Below are 18640 nucleotides of genomic sequence, written 5' to 3'. Positions count from 1 at the left end.
ATGAGCGATGTCGTCTCCCTCCTGTCCCAGATCGAGGACACCGGCCGTGACACTCGCGGTCCCGGCTACCAGCGGTCCGGGTTCTCGAACACCGAACGCGAACTGCGTGACTGGTTCCTCGCCGAGGCGGCCCGTCGTGGCCTCGACACCGAGATTGATGACAACGGCATCACCTGGGCGTGGGCGACTGCGCCCGGTGACAATGCCGTCGTCACCGGCTCCCACCTGGACTCCGTCCCTGGCGGCGGAGCCTTCGATGGCCCCCTCGGTGTCGCCTCGGCGCTGGCGGCCTTCGACGAACTCAAGTCCTCCGGTGCACTCGAACGCGCCCAGCGTCCACTGGCGCTCGCCGTCTTCCCTGAGGAAGAGGGCTCGCGCTTCGGTGTGGCCTGCCTGGGATCACGCCTGATCGCCGGCGCCATCGACTCAGACCGGGCGCTGCGTCTCACCGATGCCAACGGCGACACCTTTGCCGATGTCGCCCGCGGCTACGGTCTCGACCCGAACCGCATCGGCACCGACACCGCACGGCTGGAGAAGGTCGGCTCCTTCATCGAACTCCACGTCGAGCAGGGCATCGGTCTCATCAACACCGACCAGCCGGTCGCGATCGGCTCATCAATCATCGGGCATGGTCGCTGGCATTTCTCCTTCGCTGGTCAGGGCAACCACGCAGGTACGACACCGATGGGCCACCGCGCCGATCCGGTGGTCGCGGCTTCCCGCGTGATCGGTGATATTCCGACCCTAGCGGCCGCCACTGACGCGAGTGCCGTGGCAACCGTGGGCCGCACGCTCATCCACCCGGGCGGGACGAACGTCATCGCCTCGGGCATGAGCTTCTGGCTCGATATCCGTCACGCCGACGATGCCGTGGTCAAGCAGGTGCTCGAGACGATCTCGAAGCGCGCCCGCGAGCATGCCGAGGGTGCCGGCGTTGAGGTGTCGATCTCCCAGGAGTCCTACTCACCGACGACCTACTTCACCGCCGAACTCAACTCCCGGCTGACCTCCGTGCTGCCAGACGCACCGCTGCTGCCCTCGGGTGCCGGACACGATGCGGGCATCCTGGCCCCACACGTGCCCTCGGCGATGCTCTACGTACGCAACCCGACCGGAGTCTCCCACGCACCCGAAGAGGCCTGCGAAGTCGATGACCAGCGCGCCGGAGTCTCCGCCCTGGTCAAGGTCCTCGAAGGGGAACTGGGGGCCGCATCATGAGCACGCGCTTCTGGTGCGAGACCGCCTGGGTCGACGGGCAGGTCGCCACCGGCGTCCTGCTCACCGCCGATGAGACAGGCACCCTGACCTCGGTCGAGACCGAGATCGACACCCCACCCACCATCGCCGAGGTGGTCCCCGGCTTCACCCTGCCCGGTGGAGTCAACGCCCACTCCCACGCCTTCCACCGCATCCTGCGCGGACGCACCCATGGTGACGGCGGGACCTTCTGGACGTGGCGCGAAGTCATGTATTCCGTGGCCGCTCGCCTGACTCCGGAGAGCTACGAGACCGTGGCTCGTGCGGTCTTCGCGGAGATGCTCGCCGGCGGCTACACCTCGGTGGGCGAGTTCCACTACGTCCACCACGCACCCGACGGGACACCGTATGGTGCCGGCGATTCCACCCGCGCACACGCGATGGAACGGGCGCTGGCACGAGCGGCCACCTCGGCGGGGATGCGGATCCGACTCCTCGACACCTGCTACCTCACCGGCGGCATCGACTCCGAGCTCTCGGCAGAACAGGCTCGGTTCGGTGATGGAACCATCGACGGTTACATGGACCGCCATGCCGCGCTATCGGAGTCCTTCGCCACCGAGTTCCCGGTCATTTCCCCTGGCGAGAGCTTCGTCCACGTGGGATCGGCCATCCACTCGATCCGCGCGGTCCCGGCAGCCAACCTGCCCAGATTCGCCGAACTTGACGAACCAGTCCACGTGCACCTGTCCGAGCAGCCAGCGGAGAACGAAGCCTGCCAAGCCGCCTACGGCACGACACCCACGCAGGTCCTCGACCGCTCGGGTGTGGTCGCGTCGAACCTTTCGGCCGTCCACGCCACGCACCTCAGCAATGACGACATCGCGAGCCTGGGCGGGGCCGAAGCCAACATCGTGATGTGCCCCTGCACGGAGGCCGACCTGGCCGACGGCATCGGACCGGCCCGCGAACTCGCCGATGCGGGAGCGACGATCTCGATCGGCTCCGATCAGCACGTCGTCCTCGACGCACTACGCGAGACCCAGGGCCTGGAAGCCGGGGAGCGACTGCACTCGGGCCAACGAGGACGATTCTCACCGGCCGAGCTCATCAGCTCCCTGACCACGGGCGGGGCACGCAGCCTCGACCTGCCCGTCGGCGAACTGGCCGTGGGCAAGGCGTGTGACTTCATTGCTGTGAGAACCGACAGCATGCGCACCTTCGGATCGGTGGGGGAGCAGGTCATCCTCTCGGCCACCTCGGCGGACGTGGCAATGACCGTCAGCGGCGCACATGTGCGAGTCCGCGACGGCGTGCACACCGAACTCGGCGAGATCTCGGAACTCTACCGGGCTGCGTTCGCCGCCCTGGGGATGGAGGACTGAGCCGTGGCTGAGGTTCCGTCACTGCGGCGCTCGATCGCGATTCTCAGGCACCTGGCCTCATCGAATCGTCCGATCACCGCCGGTGCCCTGGTCCGGGCGCTGGAGATCCCGCGCTCGAGTGCCTACGAGCTGCTCACCGTGCTCGAGGAACTCGGGCTCGTCGTGCGCACCGAATCCGGTTACGTGCTGGGCGCCGGCGTGCACGAACTGGGAAGTTCCTACTTGCGCACGAACCCGCTGCAGCGCCTGGCTCAGCCCATCGTGCGGCAGCTGGCCGAGGAGACCTCGGCAACGGCACAGCTGGCCGTGATCCGCGGCTGGGAAACCGTGTACGTGCTCAAAGAGCAGTCGTTGAAATCGGTCGCGGTCATCACCGCCACCGGAGTGCGCATGCCCAGTTACCTGACGGCGACCGGGCGGGCGATACTCGCGCATCTGCCCAAGTCAGAGGTGCTGGCGATGTTCCAATCCGAGTCCGGATTCGTCACCCGCACCGGCCAGGGCCCGACCACGGTCAAGGCGCTCAACGCAATCCTGGCCCAGGACAGGCGGGCCGGATGGGCGATCGAACACGGCGAGGTCACCCCCGGGATCTCAACCATCGCAGCCCCCGTCTACGACGTTCTCTCCCGCCCGATCGCAGCAATCGGTCTTTCGCTCGCCGGTGATGTGCTGACCGAGGATACCGACACCGAACCGCTCGTGAACAAGGTCCTCGCGGCCGCCGCCGAGGTGACCGCCAAGCTGCGGTGACCTCTCAAGCGTCGGCGACCGTCCTCAGCCAGAACAACAAAGCGGACCACTTGGTGTCGAAAGAGCCGGTTGTGGCGTCTCCCGTCGAAGCTAGGTGGTCCCCTCGATGAAGCGTGGGGCCACCGCTTTCACTAGTTGAGAGATGTGTGGAACTCATAAACAGCGCTCCTGATTTTTATGACTTAGAAGTTGTTCTCATAAAAATGACGTCAACGCTTTATGAGTTCTGCCGCCGTCCGGCACGCTGGGCAAAGGCATCGATCGCCGCGAGGATTTCGTCACTGCGCCAGAACGGACCCAAGCCATGTTCAGCCTTCGAGCTGGCAATTCCTGCATCGACGAGCGCTTTCAAGGGTGGATAGATGTTCGGTTGTGCAACTCTCAGTTCCTCTGCGGCGGTGGCGGAATTGAGGACCGGGTGCTCGATCAGGATGTCGAGCAATCTCCAAGCATTTGAATTCTTCCTGGCGGTCAATTTCGAATCCCAGCTCTCACGAATCCTTCGCAGATCTGTCACGAGTTGAGTACTGTTATCTATCGCCCGGAACGCAGCCTCTGCGAAAATTCGAATGATCGGATCGACATTGCCTCGCCGATACTCTGTCAATGCGCTGTGGTAACGAGAAACATCAGCAAGCAGTCCAGCTGATACTGGTACAGCTACATTGCGAGTGATTCCCCGCTGTCGAAGCATTGTCTGCACAATCGCGCGCCCAGTTCTCCCATTGCCGTCTGTGAACGGATGGATCGTCTCAAACTGTGCGTGCGTGATCGCTATCGCCGTCATCGCTGGAACATCGGCCCGTTCTGCAAAAGCTGTCAAGTCTTTGATGAGTTCCGGCACTCGGGAATGATGAGGTGGCACGAACTCCGCACCTACAGGGGAATCGGCACGGGTACCTATCCACACCTGTTCGTCCCTGAACTCGCCCGGAGTGTGTCGAGTCTGAGTCCCCATGAGAACTTGATGGATCGTTCGTATCGAATCGCTTGAAATGGAATCAGCGCTTTTGAGTGCTGTGAGCAGAGCGTTCGTATTTGCCGCAATCAGCTCAGCGTTGCTGCCAGACCGAGCTCCGAGCTCTGCGGAGAAGATTGCGCGAGCGCTGGCTGTCAGGTTTTCAATTTGAGATGACGATGCTGCCTCTGACCGCAGGAGGACTGGTGCAAAACCTGCAATTTGAAATCCCAGTTCGGCGTCGAATCGGCTCAGCTCCCGAATTGCTTCCTCAGCGACTGCGGCTACTTCAGGGTCTATAGCGGGGGTTCGGTCAGCGATCGTCGGTGGAACTGAGGAGTCATATTTCACGCTTCCAGCATGAATCGCTGCGCTCGGGCCAAAGCCTGAGCGCGATGTCCAGTCGTAGGTCTCGGCCCCGATCGGCGGCCAGTTTAGAGCGTTGCTTCGTGCTGGTTCGAGGTTTCCGGAACTCATCGTCACCATCCCAAAAATTATGAATTATATAAGTTTCTCATAAAAATGACGTCAGCGCTTTATGGTTTGTGCCGCCGCCGAAATGACCTCTGGCTGCGGTGACCATCCTCATCCAGAACAATCGAGCGGACCACTTGTCGTCGAGGGAGCAGGTTGTAGCGTCTCCCATCGAAGCTCAGTGGTCCGCTCGATGTAGCGTGGGGCCAGAGTGAGGCTCAGAGTCCGAGCACGCGCTTTTCGCGGGCGATCTCTTCGACGATCTGGTGGTCGCTCTTCAGCTCCTTGATCAGAGCGATTCCGAGTACGACGACGATGACGGTGAATGGCACAGCAGAGAGCATCGCCGCCTGTTGCAGAGCCTGGAGTCCGCCGAGGAGGAGCAGCACGATCGCGCAAGCGCCGGTGAGGAATCCCCAGGTGGCGATGACCGGTCGGTTCGGCTCGAACGAGCCTCGCGAGGACAGCGAGCTGAGCACAAAGGTGTTCGAGTCAGCAGAGGAGACGAAGAACAGGATCACCATAATGATGGTGAAGATCGAGGCCAGGAGCGACAGGGGCAGTTCCTCGAGGAGGCTGAAGAAGGCGGTGTCGAGATTGGCCGAAGTCGCCTCACCGATCTTCGCTCCGCCCATGTCGAGCTTGATCGCGGACCCGCCCATGATGGTGAACCAGAGGAAGAACACGGCGCTTGGAACGAGCAGCACACCAGCGACGAACTGGCGGATCGTGCGGCCCTTGGAGATCTTGGCCAAGAAGATTCCGACGAAGGCGCTCCAGGACAGCCACCAGGCCATCATGAAGTAGGTCCAGCCGAGCATCCATTCGCTGTCTGCAGCACTGGAAGGCGTCATGAAACTCAGCTGCAGGAAGTCGCCGGCGAAGGAACCGACCGAGCGCACGAACAGATTGGCGACGAAGCCGCTGGGCCCGGTGATGAAGACGAACAGGCCGAGGATGGTCGCCATGGTCAGGGTGATCTGGGAGACGTATTTGATGCCACGGCCGACGCCGGACAGAGCCGAGCCGGTGAAGAGCAGCGTCAGCACACCGATGACGACGACCTGCAGAGTCAGGGTGGCGTCGACGCCGAACACGACTTTGAGGCCTTCGCCGATCTGAGAAGCGCCGAGGCCCAGCGACGTTGTCGTTCCGAATAGGGTGGCGATGATGGTGAGGATGTCTATGAACTTGCCCACCCAGCCGTCGACGAACCGTCCGAGCACTGGGCGCAGCATCGTTGAGACGAGAGCCGGCCGACCTTTCCTATGTGTGGAATAGCCGATGGCCAGGCCGAAGACTCCGAAGATCGCCCAGGCTTGGAAGCCCCAGTCGAGGTAGGAGAACTGCATGGCGCGGACTGCGGCGTCCATGGTCTCCGGCTCCGCCAGGCCATGCGGCGGGACCATGAAGTGCGACATCGGTTCGGCCACACCGTAGCTGACGAGGCCGATGCCCATGACCGCTGCCAAGACCATCGCCAGCCAGGCGAAGGTGCTGTATTCCGGCCTCGAATCCGCTGACCCGAGGCGAAGACGGCCGAATCTGCTGGCGGCGAACCACACGAGCATGACGATCGCGGCGAACGGCACGACGAGGTAGATCCAGCCGAAGCCCGATGACACGGCGGTCATCGCAGTGGTCATGATGCTGCCCAGGCTCTCCGGCGATATCGCGGCCCAGAGCACGAAGGCGATGACGAAGGCCACCGACCAGTAGAAGACGCTGCCGATATTGCTGCGCCGAGCGGAGCCGGTATCTTGTGATACTGCCTGCTCAGCGTCGGTGGTGCTTGCCGCGGGGTCAGGCTCCGAGTCGGCTTCAGATCCGGGGTCAGGCTCCGGTTCGGGTACGTGGTTGTCCAGCATCGTCATCGTGGTCTCCAAGCTCGAGTCCGCCTCGGCGGCGGGCAGGAGCCTTCGTCAGGGGGCGGTGGGGGTAGTGCGCTATGGCAAGAAACAGGCTCCGCGAACTGGGGTGTTCGTGGAGCCTCGTAGGTGACGAGTGTATGCGCTTATGTCAGCAAAGCCTGCCTCGATTCGGCACTCTGCCGAAGAGTGTGAGGTTTCTCGCCCTTGAGAGGACTGGGCGCGTCAGCGCAATGGGCCGGTTATGTCAGGCGTTCGAGTATTTCGACTGCCCGGTCGGTCCCGTTCTCGGCCGTGATCTCCTCTGCCAGGTGTACGGCGTTCCTGCGATAGGTTTCCGTTTCCACGAGGTCAGTGATCCGCTCGGCCAGAGTGTGCGCTGTGATATCCGCACGGGACAGTAATCTCGGGCCCGCACCGAGGTCGTGGACCCGGTTGGCCCAGAACGCCTGATCACCAAGGAAAGGGCAAATCAGGCTGGGGCAGCCAGAGGCCAATTGTCGGTGTATTCGATGTCGATGACCGCCTGTCCGTAGACGCGACTGTATTCCCCGCACTCTCGGAAAGCAGAGCACTCTTCGGCGACGGCAAAGTCGAAGCCGACCTCGTCGTGCAGGGTGCGGGAAAATTCTGCGGCGTTCTTCTGTCCGACGGCGAGTCCGAGGCGGTGAGAGAGTTCCACGTAGTTGCTCGCGAGAGCCGCATTGTCGTCGATGTCGATTGCCTTCTGCGAGCGAGTGAACGAGTCGAAATTGTCGAATTCGATGGCATCGAAGCCTGCCTCTGCGCACTCGCGTATCCACGGACTGACAGTGTCGAAGACCCTCTCACGTTTGTCACCGGTCGACGTGTCGATCAGAACTTCATCAGGCCACTCGGGATCGACAAGCCGCTCGCGGCTTTTGGACAGCAGCAGATCAGAGTCCCAGAGCTCGAGTTCATCAGGCTGTGTCTGAAAGCCGTTGACGTAGCAGATCGAGTAGCGACCAGGGGCTGGTTCGTCTGACTTGTCACGGGCAACGATGCTGACGTCCTCGGTCGGCTTGTACGCGCCGCCGAGTTGGTAGTCGGGGAGACCTCCGGCGGGCGGAAGCTCCACCGCATGCGCAGATGGCGTGCCGTCAGCGGAAGAGCTTCGGGGCGGATTCGACGCGCACGCTGAGAGCAAGGCTGCGACCAAGACTCCGATCACCAGGATTGAGCCTTTTAGCCGCATGAACCAGATCCTACACAGCCTAGCTCATCGAAGTCCGAGCCTTACAGGTATGGCTTCGTGATGAGCTCCAGGTACATGCCCGAAGGGTCCAGGAAGTACACGCCTCGACCGTCGTGCTCGGTGTTCGTCTCGTGCAGGCGCTTCCGTTGCGGATCTGCCCAGTAGTCGAGGCCGCGTTCGTCAAACAGTGCCACCGCTCTGTCGAAATGATCATCCGTGCAGATGAAGGCCATATGCACGGGCTGGATATCGACGGTCGGAGGGGGAGACGCGAACTGCAGCATCACGCCGTCGTCGAGCATGATGTTGGAGAAGAGTCCCCACGACTGAGTGTGCTCGACCTCGAGGATGTCGACATAGAACTGAGCCGATTCCGCCGGATCGGCGGCGGCGATGATGGTGTGATTGAAGATTGCTGACATGGTGTCCTTTCGAAAAGTGGATTCTGTGCGGGAGAACTTCTCGAAAGGGGTGGACCGCGAACTCTGCGCTCGCGTCCACTGCGGCTCAACAGTCGACCGGGTTACCGATCCGTGAGCGGCTGAAAGCCTGTCCGGTCATGGTCCAAAGTTTAATCGACTCGATGGTCAGCTGCCTATATGTAAGGGATACAGGGTTCTCTGGATTCAGCCGCTCTCAGGGCATGAAAGCTCGAAACGGTTGGTAAGTTCTGCTCGATGCAGGCGACTGGATCAAACAGAACTTACCAACCGTTTCGCCTCGTCTGACGTGTGTGAGGATCGTCTGAGGCCAGAAGGTACGCGCGCTATGCGCAGGCGCCCTCACCGCCGCCGCAGCACCACAGCCACCTCGAGATGCTTCGTATGAGGGAACATGTCGAAGACCCGAGCTTGGCTGACCGTATAGCTCGGCATCTGGTCGAGGTCCTTGGCCAGGGTGAGCGGATTGCAGCTCGAATAGACGATGTGCTCGACCCCGGAATCCTCGAGCGCCGTCGACAGCCTGGCCCCGATTCCTCGCCGAGGTGGGTTGACGATCACGCAATCCGGTCGTTCACCGCTGGCCAAGTTCGCCTCGGCGAACTCCGTGGCGTCGTCGGCGATGAACTCGACCGTGGCGCCGGACTGGGAGTCGAAGCCGAGCTCGACGGCACTGATCTTCGCGGATTCGATGGCCTGTGCGCTCAGCTCGACGCCGGTGATGGTGCGCGAAGTCTGCTGACCAGACTCCTTCGCGCAGTACAACGCGAACCCGCCCACTCCGCAGTACAGATCCCACAGTGAGGACGGGGCAATCTCGTCGACCCACGCGGCGACTTGGTTGTAGAGACCGATCGCCACATCAGTGTTGGTCTGGAAGAAGGACTGCGGACGCAGGTGCAGGTCGACTCGGTCGAGGTTCATGCGCAGAGAGTCACCGAGCAGCATCTCTTCCCGACTGCCTTCGAGTACCGCCTTGTGCTCCGGCAGCAGATTCACCGAGATGACTGTCGCCGTCGGGAGCAGCGCCCTGAGTTCCTGGCCCCTGGACCGCAGCACGTCGAGGCCGTGCTGGGAGCGGACGACGAACCGGGTCATGAGGTCACCCGAGGGAGCCGCGGTGATGTGGACGAACTTCAGCTCACCTCGGCGAGCCTTTACGTCATAGGGCGCCAGCCCGGTGCCGTTGAGGAAGTGCGCGATCGTCGGGATGACCGCGCGGATCTGCGGGGCTTGGATTCCGCACTCGCGCAGATCGACGCCGTGGAAGTCCTGATCCAGGATTCCCAGGGTGACAGAGCCAGCCGAACCTCCCACGGCCAGCTTGGCCCGGTTGCGGAAATCGCGGTCGAGACCGACCGCGGCAGGCAACCAGGCATCGGGGGAGTGGCCGGCCAGCACCTCGACGCACCAGGCTTCCTTGTCCGCCACCTGATCGCGGTGGGGTGTCTCGATGAACGTGCAGGAGCGGCACAGTCCCGCGTTGAAATAGTGACAGTCCAAGTGCCCGTGAGCCGCCGAGGTGGGGGTGAGGGGCAATGATGTCATGACCCCATTTTACGGGGTTCAGCGGAAAGCAAATGGCGACAACAGCGCGATAGTGTTGACCTTGAAGTTCGGCAGGGTCGGCGAAGCCCCTGAGATGAGGAAGGACGTGATGGCTCAGCTGCGTGCTCCGCTCCTAACTCCGGTGCTTCGCGTCGACAAGCAACTCGATGAGGATCGACGATGACGATCATCACTTTCAGCATCGTCGCCATCACCGTGCTGATCTCTGCTTTCGTGCAAGGCTCCACGGGCATGGGCTTTGCGATGGTCGCGGCCCCAGTCGTGAGCATCATTGACCCGAGCCTCATCCCCGTGATGTTGCTCGTGTTGATGATCCCGCTGAACTTCTACATCGCGGCCCGGGAGCGCTCCGAAATCCACTGGTATGGGGTGAAATGGATCAGCGTGGGTCGCTTCGCTGGGACCTTCTTCGGTCTGTGGATTCTCGTCATCGTCAACCTCCACCAACTTGCCTTGCTCATCGGCTGGTCGACTCTGGTGGCCGCTGTTATCGCACTCCTCGCCCCGAAGTTCACCCCGAACAAGCCGGTGTTGGCCATAGTCGGTCTCATTACCGGCGTCACAGAAACCTCGACCGGCGTCGGCGGACCACCCTACGCCTTGGCCTACCAGCACAGCCCGGGCCCGGAGCTGCGCTCGACGGTCGCAGTGTGCTTCCTCGTCGGGGAAGTCATCTCCCTCATCGTCCTCGCGATCAGCGGTCAGGTACATGGGCCGGCGATGCTGTTCACCGCGGCCATGTTGCCCTTTTTGGCCCTCGGTTCGTTTCTCAGCAAGTACGTCCACCATCGACTCGATGGACCGGTGCTGCGCTATATCGTCCTCGGCTTCGCAATCATCTCGGGCACCATCGTTATCGTCCAGGCATGAACGATGGTCTGTCGGACGAAGCCGAGCCTGAACTGCCCCGCGGCGTCAGGCGAAGGTGAAGCTGAGGATCATGAAGAACCCGAAGGAGATGAAGGGAGCCAGGACCGCGATGGCGATGGCAACGACGCCCTGAGTCCTGGCGCGGCTGGTAGCAGCTGCGACAATGCCCATGATGAGGCCTGTGATTCCGAGTGCGGCACACAGAACCTGCAGTCCGGCGAATGCGATCGCGAGGTTCTGATACCAGCTGGGGGCGTCGGTGAAGTAGTAGCCGCCTGTGTTCTCCATCGGGCCGATGGTGATGCCGAGAATGATCGAGACGAGCAGGGACAGCCCCGCGGCGATGATGGTGAGGACAAGGGCGAGCTTGCCGAGCAGCGGTCGGTTCGTACCTGCGGGAGACGTCCCGTCATGGTCGGTCTCAGTGTTGAGTGAGGCAGGTGTTTGGTCGACGACGCTGCCGTGACTGTGACTGGCACCGTGCACGTGATTTCCCAGTCCCAACGCTGCGGTAGAGGGCTGCTGCGCTGCCAACTCATCATCGGTGGGCTGGGGATACATGAAGTCCGGCGAGGTCATGTCTTCGACACTATCGACGCCGACTCCTGCCCGCCCATGCGGCTTCCCTGTACCCGGGGTCGGGAAAACCTGACCATCTGCTGGGGCTGGAGGGCTACCGTTGGGCGGCGATGCGGAAGCGTTTCTGCGTCACCTCGATCGGGGTTCTGCGGGTCGCGAGCCGATTGAGGGCGACGAGGTTGTCGGCCACCGTGAACCCCGGGACGTCCCAGGGGATATAGGCGAGGTACTCGATGATCGCCTCGACGTCGGCGAATTCCATCATGCCGGTCCACTCATCGGCGTCGGTGATGGTGAAGCCCTGGGCCTCGAGTTCCTCGAGGCAGGGTCCGAGCTGGTTCTCCGGCGCTTCGGGCCGACCGCCGAACCAGAGGCGGAATTCGCCGGCTTCCGTGCCGTCGACCTGCTGGGTGAGGAAGCGCCCGTCGGGTGCGATGACACGGGCGAGCTCCGCCGGGTCATAGCTCTCATGCCGGTTCATCACGAGGGTGAAGTAGTCGTCGGGCCATGGCATAGGCTGTCCGGTCTCGCTGTCGTACTCACGTACCTCGATGCCGTATTTTTCCAGCGCCGAGGTGGCCAACTCCAGGTTCGGCTTCCATCCTTCAGTGGCATGAACCGAGGATCTGCGGCTGATGAAGCCTCCAACGGTGCTGACGCTTTTGACGAGTCTGCTCAGGCGCTCGCCTCCGCCGGTTCCCATGTCGAGGCACGGCTGCAGACGTGCCATCGCCTTGGCGCACGTGAGATCAAAATCCCAGGGCGGATCATCGGCGACGAGGCGGGAGCCGAGGGCGCCGAAGTCCCACCCGGTCATCACCGCAGTCTCGTGGATCCACTGCCATCGGGCGTATCGGTCCTCTGCAGATTCGGCCACGCTGCCAATCCTTCCGTCACGGTGCCGTCCTCTCGGCCCTGACTCCACTATGAAATCTCCGGGATGGGAAAACAAGCAACCGGGCACGCAGGGCTGAAAATGATCGGAAACTGCAACAGCTCAGGCGCGGATACTCCGGACGACAGCGCGGACCAGACGCCACCTCAGACGAGGAAGCAGAACACGAGGACGAGGACGTTGAGCACGAGCATCCCCAGGCAGTTGAGCCAGAAGTCGCGGCCGATGTATCCCGCGCGCAGATGGGCCCCGGCGGCGGTGAGGAAGTAGACGATGAGGCCGACGATCGCGGCCAGGCCGACTCCTGGAATCCAGAAGCCTGCGATCAGTCCCGCCACGGCGAGGAACTTCACCACCGCCAGCACCCACCACCAGTCACGGGGAAGTCCGACTCCGTCCAAACAGTCGGCGATGACCTTCGGCGGCCAGAAGGTCAGGAGTCCGTCGACGCCGACGATGAAAGCCATCACCGCCACCGGCCACCAGGGATCGGGGAGCAGGGTCATGGTGAATCATCTCCGTGAATCGGGGCGCAGTCTCATACGGGCCTGCGCAGCTGGGTGTGGAAGGCGATGCTCTGCGAGAGCGCATCGGTGGCCTCGTGCAGACTCATATCGCTGGCCGCCCACCGAAACAGGATGCCCAGATAGGAGTCGTAGAGTGCAACGGCACTGGCCTGGGAATATGCTTCGCTGATCCCGATCGAGATCAGACTCGAGGACAGCTTGTCCTGCAGGTCGGTCGCCAGGGTCTCGAACACCTGAGGTTTGCCGGCCACGCGCATCAGCGCGGCCGCATAGTCCCGGGATAGGTCCTCGTGAGCGGCGAAGAATTCGAGGAAGGGCAGGAAGATCCCCACGAGGTGATTCTGCACCGCCGAGGTGGCCGCTGGCTTGGCGCCGCCCCGTGCAGGAGGTGCCTCCTCGGTGATGGCGCGGGCTCGCGCTGGGAGGGTGTAGGTCCCGGATTGGAGCTGTCCGATCCATCGGTCGTAACAGCGGACGAGGAGGACATCCTTGTCACCGGCGGCCATCACTCTGCCCACGGACACCTCGGCGTGTTTGGCGATGCCTCTGACCGTCGTGGCCTTGTAGCCGAGCTCGAGGAAGAGGTCGGCGGCGGCGGAGATGATCTTCTCCTCGGTTCTCAGGCGACGACTGGTACGTGAGTGAACATGTTCAGTGGACATAGTCGGATCATAGGCCTTTCCGTGTTCAGTTACCAGGGCGGTCTCCCAGATTGCTCGTCGATTGAAGTGGGGTGCGCAGTGTTGCCCGCGAGTGAAAGTTAATGTACCTTAACTTTATGACCGTCGATCCGCCCAGCTCCGGCACCTCCGTCACTGCTGCACGCCCGAAGAAGGTCTCGACGTTCTTCCTGCTGGGGCCGGCCTTCGTCGCGGCAATCGCATACGTCGATCCCGGCAACGTCGCCGCGAACCTCAGCGCCGGCGCCCAGTACGGGTATCTGCTCGTGTGGGTCCTCGTCGCGGCCAACCTCATCGCCGTGCTCGTCCAATACCTGTCCTCGAAGCTCGGACTCGTTTCCGGGCAGTCACTGCCCGGGCTCCTCGGGAACAGGCTCAGCCGTCGGTCTCGACTGGCGTACTGGGCGCAGGCGGAGGTCGTGGCCATCGCCACCGACGTCGCCGAGGTGATCGGCGGCGCCATCGCTCTGAAGATCCTCTTCGATCTGCCGCTGTTATTGGGCGGCCTCATCGTCGGCGTCGTGTCCCTGTTCCTGCTCTCGATCCAGTCCACCCGCGGTCAGCGCCCCTTCGAAACGGTGATCATCACCCTGCTCGCAATCATCGCCATTGGCTTTCTAGCAGGCCTGTTCGTCGGCGATGTGAAGTGGGGACAAGCGGCAGGTGGAATCGTGCCCAGACTCGAAGGCACGAACTCGGTGGTTCTGGCAGCCAGTATGCTGGGCGCGACCGTGATGCCCCACGCGATCTACCTGCATTCGGCGCTGTCCGTTGATCGTCACGGCACCGCCCCGCGAGCCTCGATTCCTCAGCTGCTCAAGGCCAGCCGCTGGGATGTGGTGCTCTCCCTCGTCATCGCCGGCTCGGTCAATATCGCGATGCTGCTCCTGGCAGCGGCCTCACTGCGCGGCCAGAGCGGAACCGACACGATCGAGGGTGCGCACGCGGTCGTGACGGCCAACCTCGGCGAGATCGTGGGCCTGTTCTTCGGTATCGGACTGCTCGCCTCCGGCCTGGCGTCGAGTGCTGTCGGGTCCTACGCGGGGGCATCGATCATGCAGGGACTGCTGCGGGTCAACGTCCCGATCGTGTGGCAGCGTGCGGTGACGATGATTCCCGCGCTCATCATTCTCAGCCTCGGCGTGGACCCGACCTGGTCGCTCGTCCTCAGCCAAGTCGTGCTCAGCCTCGGTATCCCTTTCGCCATGATTCCCCTGGTCAGGCTGACGATGAACCGGAGCGTGATGGGTCAGTACGCGAACTCACGGATCATCACGATCGTCGCGATCCTGGCCTCGGGGCTCATCATCGCCCTCAACGTCGTCCTCATCGTGCTCTTGGCACTCGGCATCGACTGAGGTCAGCCCGCGCAGGCAGTTGAACTCGGGCATGCAGGCGAGCCTGTCGGTTTCACCCGTCCCGCAGGTCCGTGGGCTCGACCATGGTTCGAGGCTTCGACCTCACCCACCACGGCCGAGGTTGGCCTTCCTCCCGTGCCCTCCGTCGTTCCTGACCGGTGGCGTAGCGGTAGGTGAAGACTCGTACCCGGAGGAGGGCCGGTGCCTGACCGTCGAAGGGGTCGGGGCCCAGCTGCGTGCGGATCTGCGAGTCCCCGTTCCCGATGCGCTCGAGCAGCGCATAGAACCAGGACTGCCGGTAGTCGCCGAGGGCCGCGAACCACATCAGCCAGTCCAGGCGCAGATGATAAGGCGCAACAATGGGGGAGCGGCGATGCACATCCCCGGGCTTGCCCTTGAACACATAGGGGCGCCACTCGCCTGAGTCCATGGTCGCATTCGGGTCGAGGGTGCCCTCGATGATGATCTCATCACGGAACTCGGTCATCGAGCCGAAGGCGCCGTAGGCGTTGCCGAGTCCCCACCGGTTGAAGCTGGCATTCATCTTCTGACGTGACGAGAACAGGTTGCGCAGGGCGGGGACGTTGAGCACGCACTGCCAGATGACGAAGACTGCGATGAGGATCGCCCACCACAGGGGAAGGACGTTAGCCGACCCGAACTCAGCGTTCGACGTCGACGACCCGGCCACCTCGGCGAGGGACCCGATCGGCCAGCCCCATCCGGGCCAGGGCCCACCGACGATCCAGGCGAGGAACGAGTCGCTGATCCCGGCGAAGGCGAGCAGGATCGTCGCCCAGTTCAGCCAGGCATAGTTGCCGGTGATGACCAGCGCCAGCTGCGTAATGATGATGGCGGCGGCCGCGAACGAGGCGATGGGCTGAGGGAGGAAGAGCAGCCACGGTGCGATGAGCTGGACGACATGGCTGCCCAGCGTCTCCCCACGATGCCACCACCCGGGCATGAGGTGGGCGCGGCGGCTGAGTGGGCCCGGCATCGGCTGGGTCTGATGGTGGTAGTCCATGGCGGTGAGATCCCGCCAGGAGCTGTCCCCACGCATCTTGATCATGCCCGCCCCGAACTCGATGCGGACGACGAACCAGCGGAGGAAGAGGATCATCAGCAGTGAGGGGGCCACCTCGTGGGAGCCGAGGAATCCGATGAGGAACCCGGCCTCGAGCAGGAGTGATTCCCAGCCGAAGCCGTAGAAGCGCTGCCCGATGCTCGAGATCGAGAAGTACAGCCACCACATGAGTCCGAACACGGGGATCGTCGTCCATGCGGGCCCCGCCTGAGGGAGGCCGATGACGACGGTCATGGCCGCGAGCATGCCGACTCCGCACACGATGCGCAGTCGGCGGTCGGTGTAGGCGAAGCGCTTCCACCGGAACAGGCTCGGCGCCTGAGCGGAGGTGGTGGCCGCGATGAATCGTGGTGCCGGGGTCAGCCCGTGCTCACCGAGGAGAGCGGGAAACTGGTTCCAGGCGCTGAGGAAGGCGATGAAGAACAGGGCAGCGAAGCCGCGTTGGATGACCTCTCTGGCGATCGTGTAGTCACCGGCGGCCAAGAATGACAGCACCGCGGTCATGTCCACGGTGATCACCTCCCGGTTCTCGCGTCCGCGTGAGTCTCCTCGGGCCCACGCCGTTCCCTGTTCTGACTATGGTGCCCGGAGCGAGATCGCGCAATACCCCGAAGTGGCGCACAAACTCGAAGCGGCGCACAAACTCGAAGTGGCGCAACACTGCGATGAATGCGCCGAGGCTGCCCCCGGTTTCGGGGACAGCCTCGGTTCACGTTCGGCTATGTTCGCAGCCGGCTGCGGTTCAGCGCATCAGCGGGGATCGTCTGCCGGTTCCGGCTCGACTTCCTCCACGTCATCGGGTGACTCGGGTACGGCCGGAACCGAATCCGTGGCAGGGGGAGTCGGCGGGGTCACGACCGACTGGTACGAGTGCTCGTGCGAGTAGGCGAGGAACGACAGGTGGTTCTCGTAGCGGTCGAGGACGTCGTCGATGATCTGCTGCCCACTCAGGCCCATGAGGTCATAGCCCTCGGAGCCGGTCTGGGTGAAGACCTCGATCCGGTAGTACACGTCATCGCCGCGCGGGGCATTGCGTGCACCGAACGAGGGAACGTTGTGTTCGACGGCGGCGACCTGATAGTGGAAGTTTCGCTGTTCGTCCATGTCGACGATGAGCGTGAACTCCGTGATTCCCGATTCTGGGCCCGTCTGCTGAGTCAGCTCGACGGTGTAATCGAGTTCGCGGAACTCGGCGGCCACGGCTTCCAGCGCGGGTTCGACCACTTCGTTGACGAACCTGTCGACGGACTTCTTCGACGGGTAGGAGCGCAGAGTCGCCAGGCGCTGACGCCAGGTCTTCTCCGGAGTCCTGCCACCGTGGGCGGCCGTGGTCCGTCGCTTGCGGGTCCGGCCCTCTCGTTCGGCTCGCTCCATGCGCAGCACCTTCGAGAAGGAGGCCATGACGAGGTAGGCGATGACCGTCACCGGCAAGGCGAAGATCAGGGTCGCGTACTCCATCGTCGTCACCCCTCCCGCGACGAGCATGGCGATGGTCAGCACGGCAGTGACGACTGCCCAGAAGATCCGCAGCCATTTCGCGCCGTCTTCTTCGGGGTTGGGGATCGTCGACGAGAAGTTCGACATCACCATCGCGCCGGAGTTGGCACTTGTGAGGTAGAAGAGCAGACCTGAAAGCGTGGCCAGGCCGATGAGGAAGGTTGAGCTCGGGAACATGTCGAGGAGGGCATACCACCCCTGCTCGGGAGAGTCGATGGCCTGCTGTGCGAAGTCGCTATTGCCGCTGAAGACCTCGGACAGGGCGGAGTTGCCGAAGATCGAGACGATGATGAAGTCGCAGAGCACCGGTGCCGTGATGGCCGCGATGACGAACTCACGCAGGGTGCGTCCGCGGGAGATGCGGGCCAAGAACAGTCCGACGAAGGGACCCCAGGCCAGCCAGAACGCCCAGAAGAACAGAGTCCAGGCACCCATCCAGGCGGACCCGTCGTCGACATAGGCAAACGTGGACAGTGTGCGCTCGGGCAGGGTGAAGATGAAGCGCCCGATGTTCTCGACCAAGGCATTAAGAAGGAACGCCGTCTTGCCGGTGACGAGGATGTAGAACATCATTGCCGCACAGGCCCAGAGGTTGAGCTCGGAGATCAAGCGGATGCCCTTGTCCACACCGGAGGTGCAGGCAGCGATCGTCATGACGACGGCGACGAGGACGAGGGCGATTTGGAGGGCGAGGCCCTGCGGAAGACCGAAGAGTTCGGAGAAGCCGACGTTGAGCAGGACGACGCCGATGCCCATCGAGGTGGCCACGCCGAAGACAGTGCCGACGAGGGCGAAGATGTCGATGACGTCACCGGTGGCACCGCGCACGCGCTTACCCAGCAGCGGGTAGAGAACCGCGCGGATCGACAGGGGCATGCCCCAACGGTAGGCGAAGTAACCCATGGCCATGCCCAGCAGTGAGTACATCGACCAGCCGGCGATGCCGTAGTGGAACATGGTCCACACGACGGCGTCCTGCGCGGCGGCGGCCGATTCGGGATCGGCGTTGACCGGCTGGAGGAACTGGGTGATCGGTCCGGTCACCGAGTAGAAGAGCATGTCGATGCCCACGCCCGCGGCGAAGAGCATCGCAACCCAAGTGAAGAGGTTGTACTGGGGGCGGGAATGGTCCGGTCCCAGACGCACGGAGCCTTCCTTAGCCTTGATCCACCGATGCGAGTAGCCGGATCAAGCCGCGCGTGAAATGGAAATGCCCCTTCTGAACTGGGAAAATGATGATGTTCGAAGTCAACATTCCCGTTCAAGAAAGGGGCACCTCTCAGGTGC

The 18640-nt window shown here is 63.0% G+C and carries 16 protein-coding genes; 5 read left to right on the top strand and 11 right to left on the bottom strand.

Going from position 1 to position 18640, the window contains the following annotated elements; all coding sequences use genetic code 11:
* Genes BAUR9175_RS14480 through BAUR9175_RS14470 form a run of 3 tightly spaced genes read left to right on the top strand, consistent with a single transcriptional unit; the run spans position 1 to position 3338 of the window.
* Positions 1-1221: an allantoate amidohydrolase gene (locus BAUR9175_RS14480; RefSeq protein ID WP_101584177.1), complete on the top strand. Its 1221-nt coding sequence runs from the start codon at positions 1-3 to the stop codon at positions 1219-1221.
* On the top strand, positions 1218-2585 hold the full coding sequence (locus tag BAUR9175_RS14475; RefSeq protein ID WP_101584176.1) for a formimidoylglutamate deiminase: 1368 nt from the start codon (positions 1218-1220) through the stop codon (positions 2583-2585). The genes BAUR9175_RS14480 and BAUR9175_RS14475 overlap by 4 nt, the downstream gene beginning before the upstream one ends.
* A 3-nt stretch (positions 2586-2588) precedes the next feature.
* Positions 2589-3338 (top strand): IclR family transcriptional regulator, encoded by a 750-nt coding sequence (locus tag BAUR9175_RS14470; protein WP_096146935.1) that lies wholly within the window; start codon positions 2589-2591, stop codon positions 3336-3338.
* 217 nt (positions 3339-3555) lie between these two features.
* On the opposite strand, the gene BAUR9175_RS14465 is transcribed toward BAUR9175_RS14470, so the two are convergent.
* From BAUR9175_RS14465 to BAUR9175_RS14440, 5 genes are all read right to left on the bottom strand, one after another.
* Positions 3556-4782, bottom strand: a complete 1227-nt coding sequence (locus BAUR9175_RS14465; RefSeq protein WP_226841736.1) for a Fic family protein — start codon at positions 4780-4782, stop codon at positions 3556-3558.
* Between the two features lie 206 nt (positions 4783-4988).
* A complete protein-coding gene (locus BAUR9175_RS14460) occupies positions 4989-6644 on the bottom strand; it encodes a BCCT family transporter (protein WP_096158058.1) in 1656 nt (551 codons plus the stop codon).
* A 466-nt stretch (positions 6645-7110) separates the two neighbouring features.
* On the bottom strand, positions 7111-7737 hold the full coding sequence (locus tag BAUR9175_RS14450) for an endo alpha-1,4 polygalactosaminidase (RefSeq protein ID WP_257944339.1): 627 nt from the start codon (positions 7735-7737) through the stop codon (positions 7111-7113).
* A gap of 158 nt (positions 7738-7895) precedes the next feature.
* Positions 7896-8276 (bottom strand): VOC family protein, encoded by a 381-nt coding sequence (locus tag BAUR9175_RS14445; RefSeq protein WP_096158064.1) that lies wholly within the window; start codon positions 8274-8276, stop codon positions 7896-7898.
* Between the two features lie 360 nt (positions 8277-8636).
* Positions 8637-9842 carry a methyltransferase domain-containing protein gene (locus BAUR9175_RS14440; protein WP_101584170.1) on the bottom strand — a complete coding sequence of 402 codons (1206 nt, stop codon included), beginning with the start codon at positions 9840-9842 and terminating at the stop codon, positions 8637-8639.
* Positions 9843-10022: 180 nt separating this feature from the next.
* On the opposite strand from BAUR9175_RS14440, the gene BAUR9175_RS14430 reads away from it, so the two are divergent.
* A complete protein-coding gene (locus BAUR9175_RS14430) occupies positions 10023-10733 on the top strand; it encodes a sulfite exporter TauE/SafE family protein (RefSeq protein ID WP_009883537.1) in 711 nt (236 codons plus the stop codon).
* A gap of 45 nt (positions 10734-10778) precedes the next feature.
* Here the strand turns inward: BAUR9175_RS14430 and BAUR9175_RS14425 are convergent, their stop codons facing one another.
* The 4 genes from BAUR9175_RS14425 to BAUR9175_RS14410 form a co-directional block, all read right to left on the bottom strand.
* Complete coding sequence (locus tag BAUR9175_RS14425; protein WP_101584168.1) at positions 10779-11312, bottom strand: hypothetical protein; 534 nt, start codon at positions 11310-11312, stop codon at positions 10779-10781.
* 94 nt (positions 11313-11406) lie between these two features.
* Entirely contained in the window at positions 11407-12189 is a 783-nt protein-coding gene (locus BAUR9175_RS14420; RefSeq protein WP_096162479.1) for a class I SAM-dependent methyltransferase, read from the bottom strand.
* A 164-nt stretch (positions 12190-12353) separates the two neighbouring features.
* Positions 12354-12713, bottom strand: coding sequence for a DoxX family protein (locus tag BAUR9175_RS14415; RefSeq protein ID WP_009883540.1), 360 nt, complete (start codon positions 12711-12713; stop codon positions 12354-12356).
* Positions 12714-12745: 32 nt separating this feature from the next.
* Positions 12746-13396, bottom strand: a complete 651-nt coding sequence (locus BAUR9175_RS14410; RefSeq protein WP_009883541.1) for a TetR/AcrR family transcriptional regulator — start codon at positions 13394-13396, stop codon at positions 12746-12748.
* Positions 13397-13512: 116 nt separating this feature from the next.
* Between BAUR9175_RS14410 and BAUR9175_RS14405 the strand changes: the two genes are divergently transcribed.
* Positions 13513-14772 carry an Nramp family divalent metal transporter gene (locus BAUR9175_RS14405; RefSeq protein WP_009883542.1) on the top strand — a complete coding sequence of 420 codons (1260 nt, stop codon included), beginning with the start codon at positions 13513-13515 and terminating at the stop codon, positions 14770-14772.
* Positions 14773-14824: 52 nt separating this feature from the next.
* Here the strand turns inward: BAUR9175_RS14405 and BAUR9175_RS14400 are convergent, their stop codons facing one another.
* Together BAUR9175_RS14400 and betT are read right to left on the bottom strand one after the other, a co-directional pair.
* On the bottom strand, positions 14825-16375 hold the full coding sequence (locus tag BAUR9175_RS14400; RefSeq protein ID WP_101584167.1) for a lipase maturation factor family protein: 1551 nt from the start codon (positions 16373-16375) through the stop codon (positions 14825-14827).
* A 231-nt stretch (positions 16376-16606) separates the two neighbouring features.
* The gene (gene betT / locus BAUR9175_RS14395) at positions 16607-18499 is read right to left on the bottom strand and encodes a choline BCCT transporter BetT (protein ID WP_257944338.1); all 1893 of its coding nucleotides are present in this window, start codon (positions 18497-18499) and stop codon (positions 16607-16609) included.
* Positions 18500-18640 lie beyond the last annotated feature (141 nt).

Source organism: Brevibacterium aurantiacum (assembly GCF_900169065.1).
GTDB classification, from domain to species: domain Bacteria; phylum Actinomycetota; class Actinomycetes; order Actinomycetales; family Brevibacteriaceae; genus Brevibacterium; species Brevibacterium aurantiacum.
Note: the sequence above shows the minus strand (reverse complement) of the source record. Positions and strands in the feature narration are given on the sequence as shown.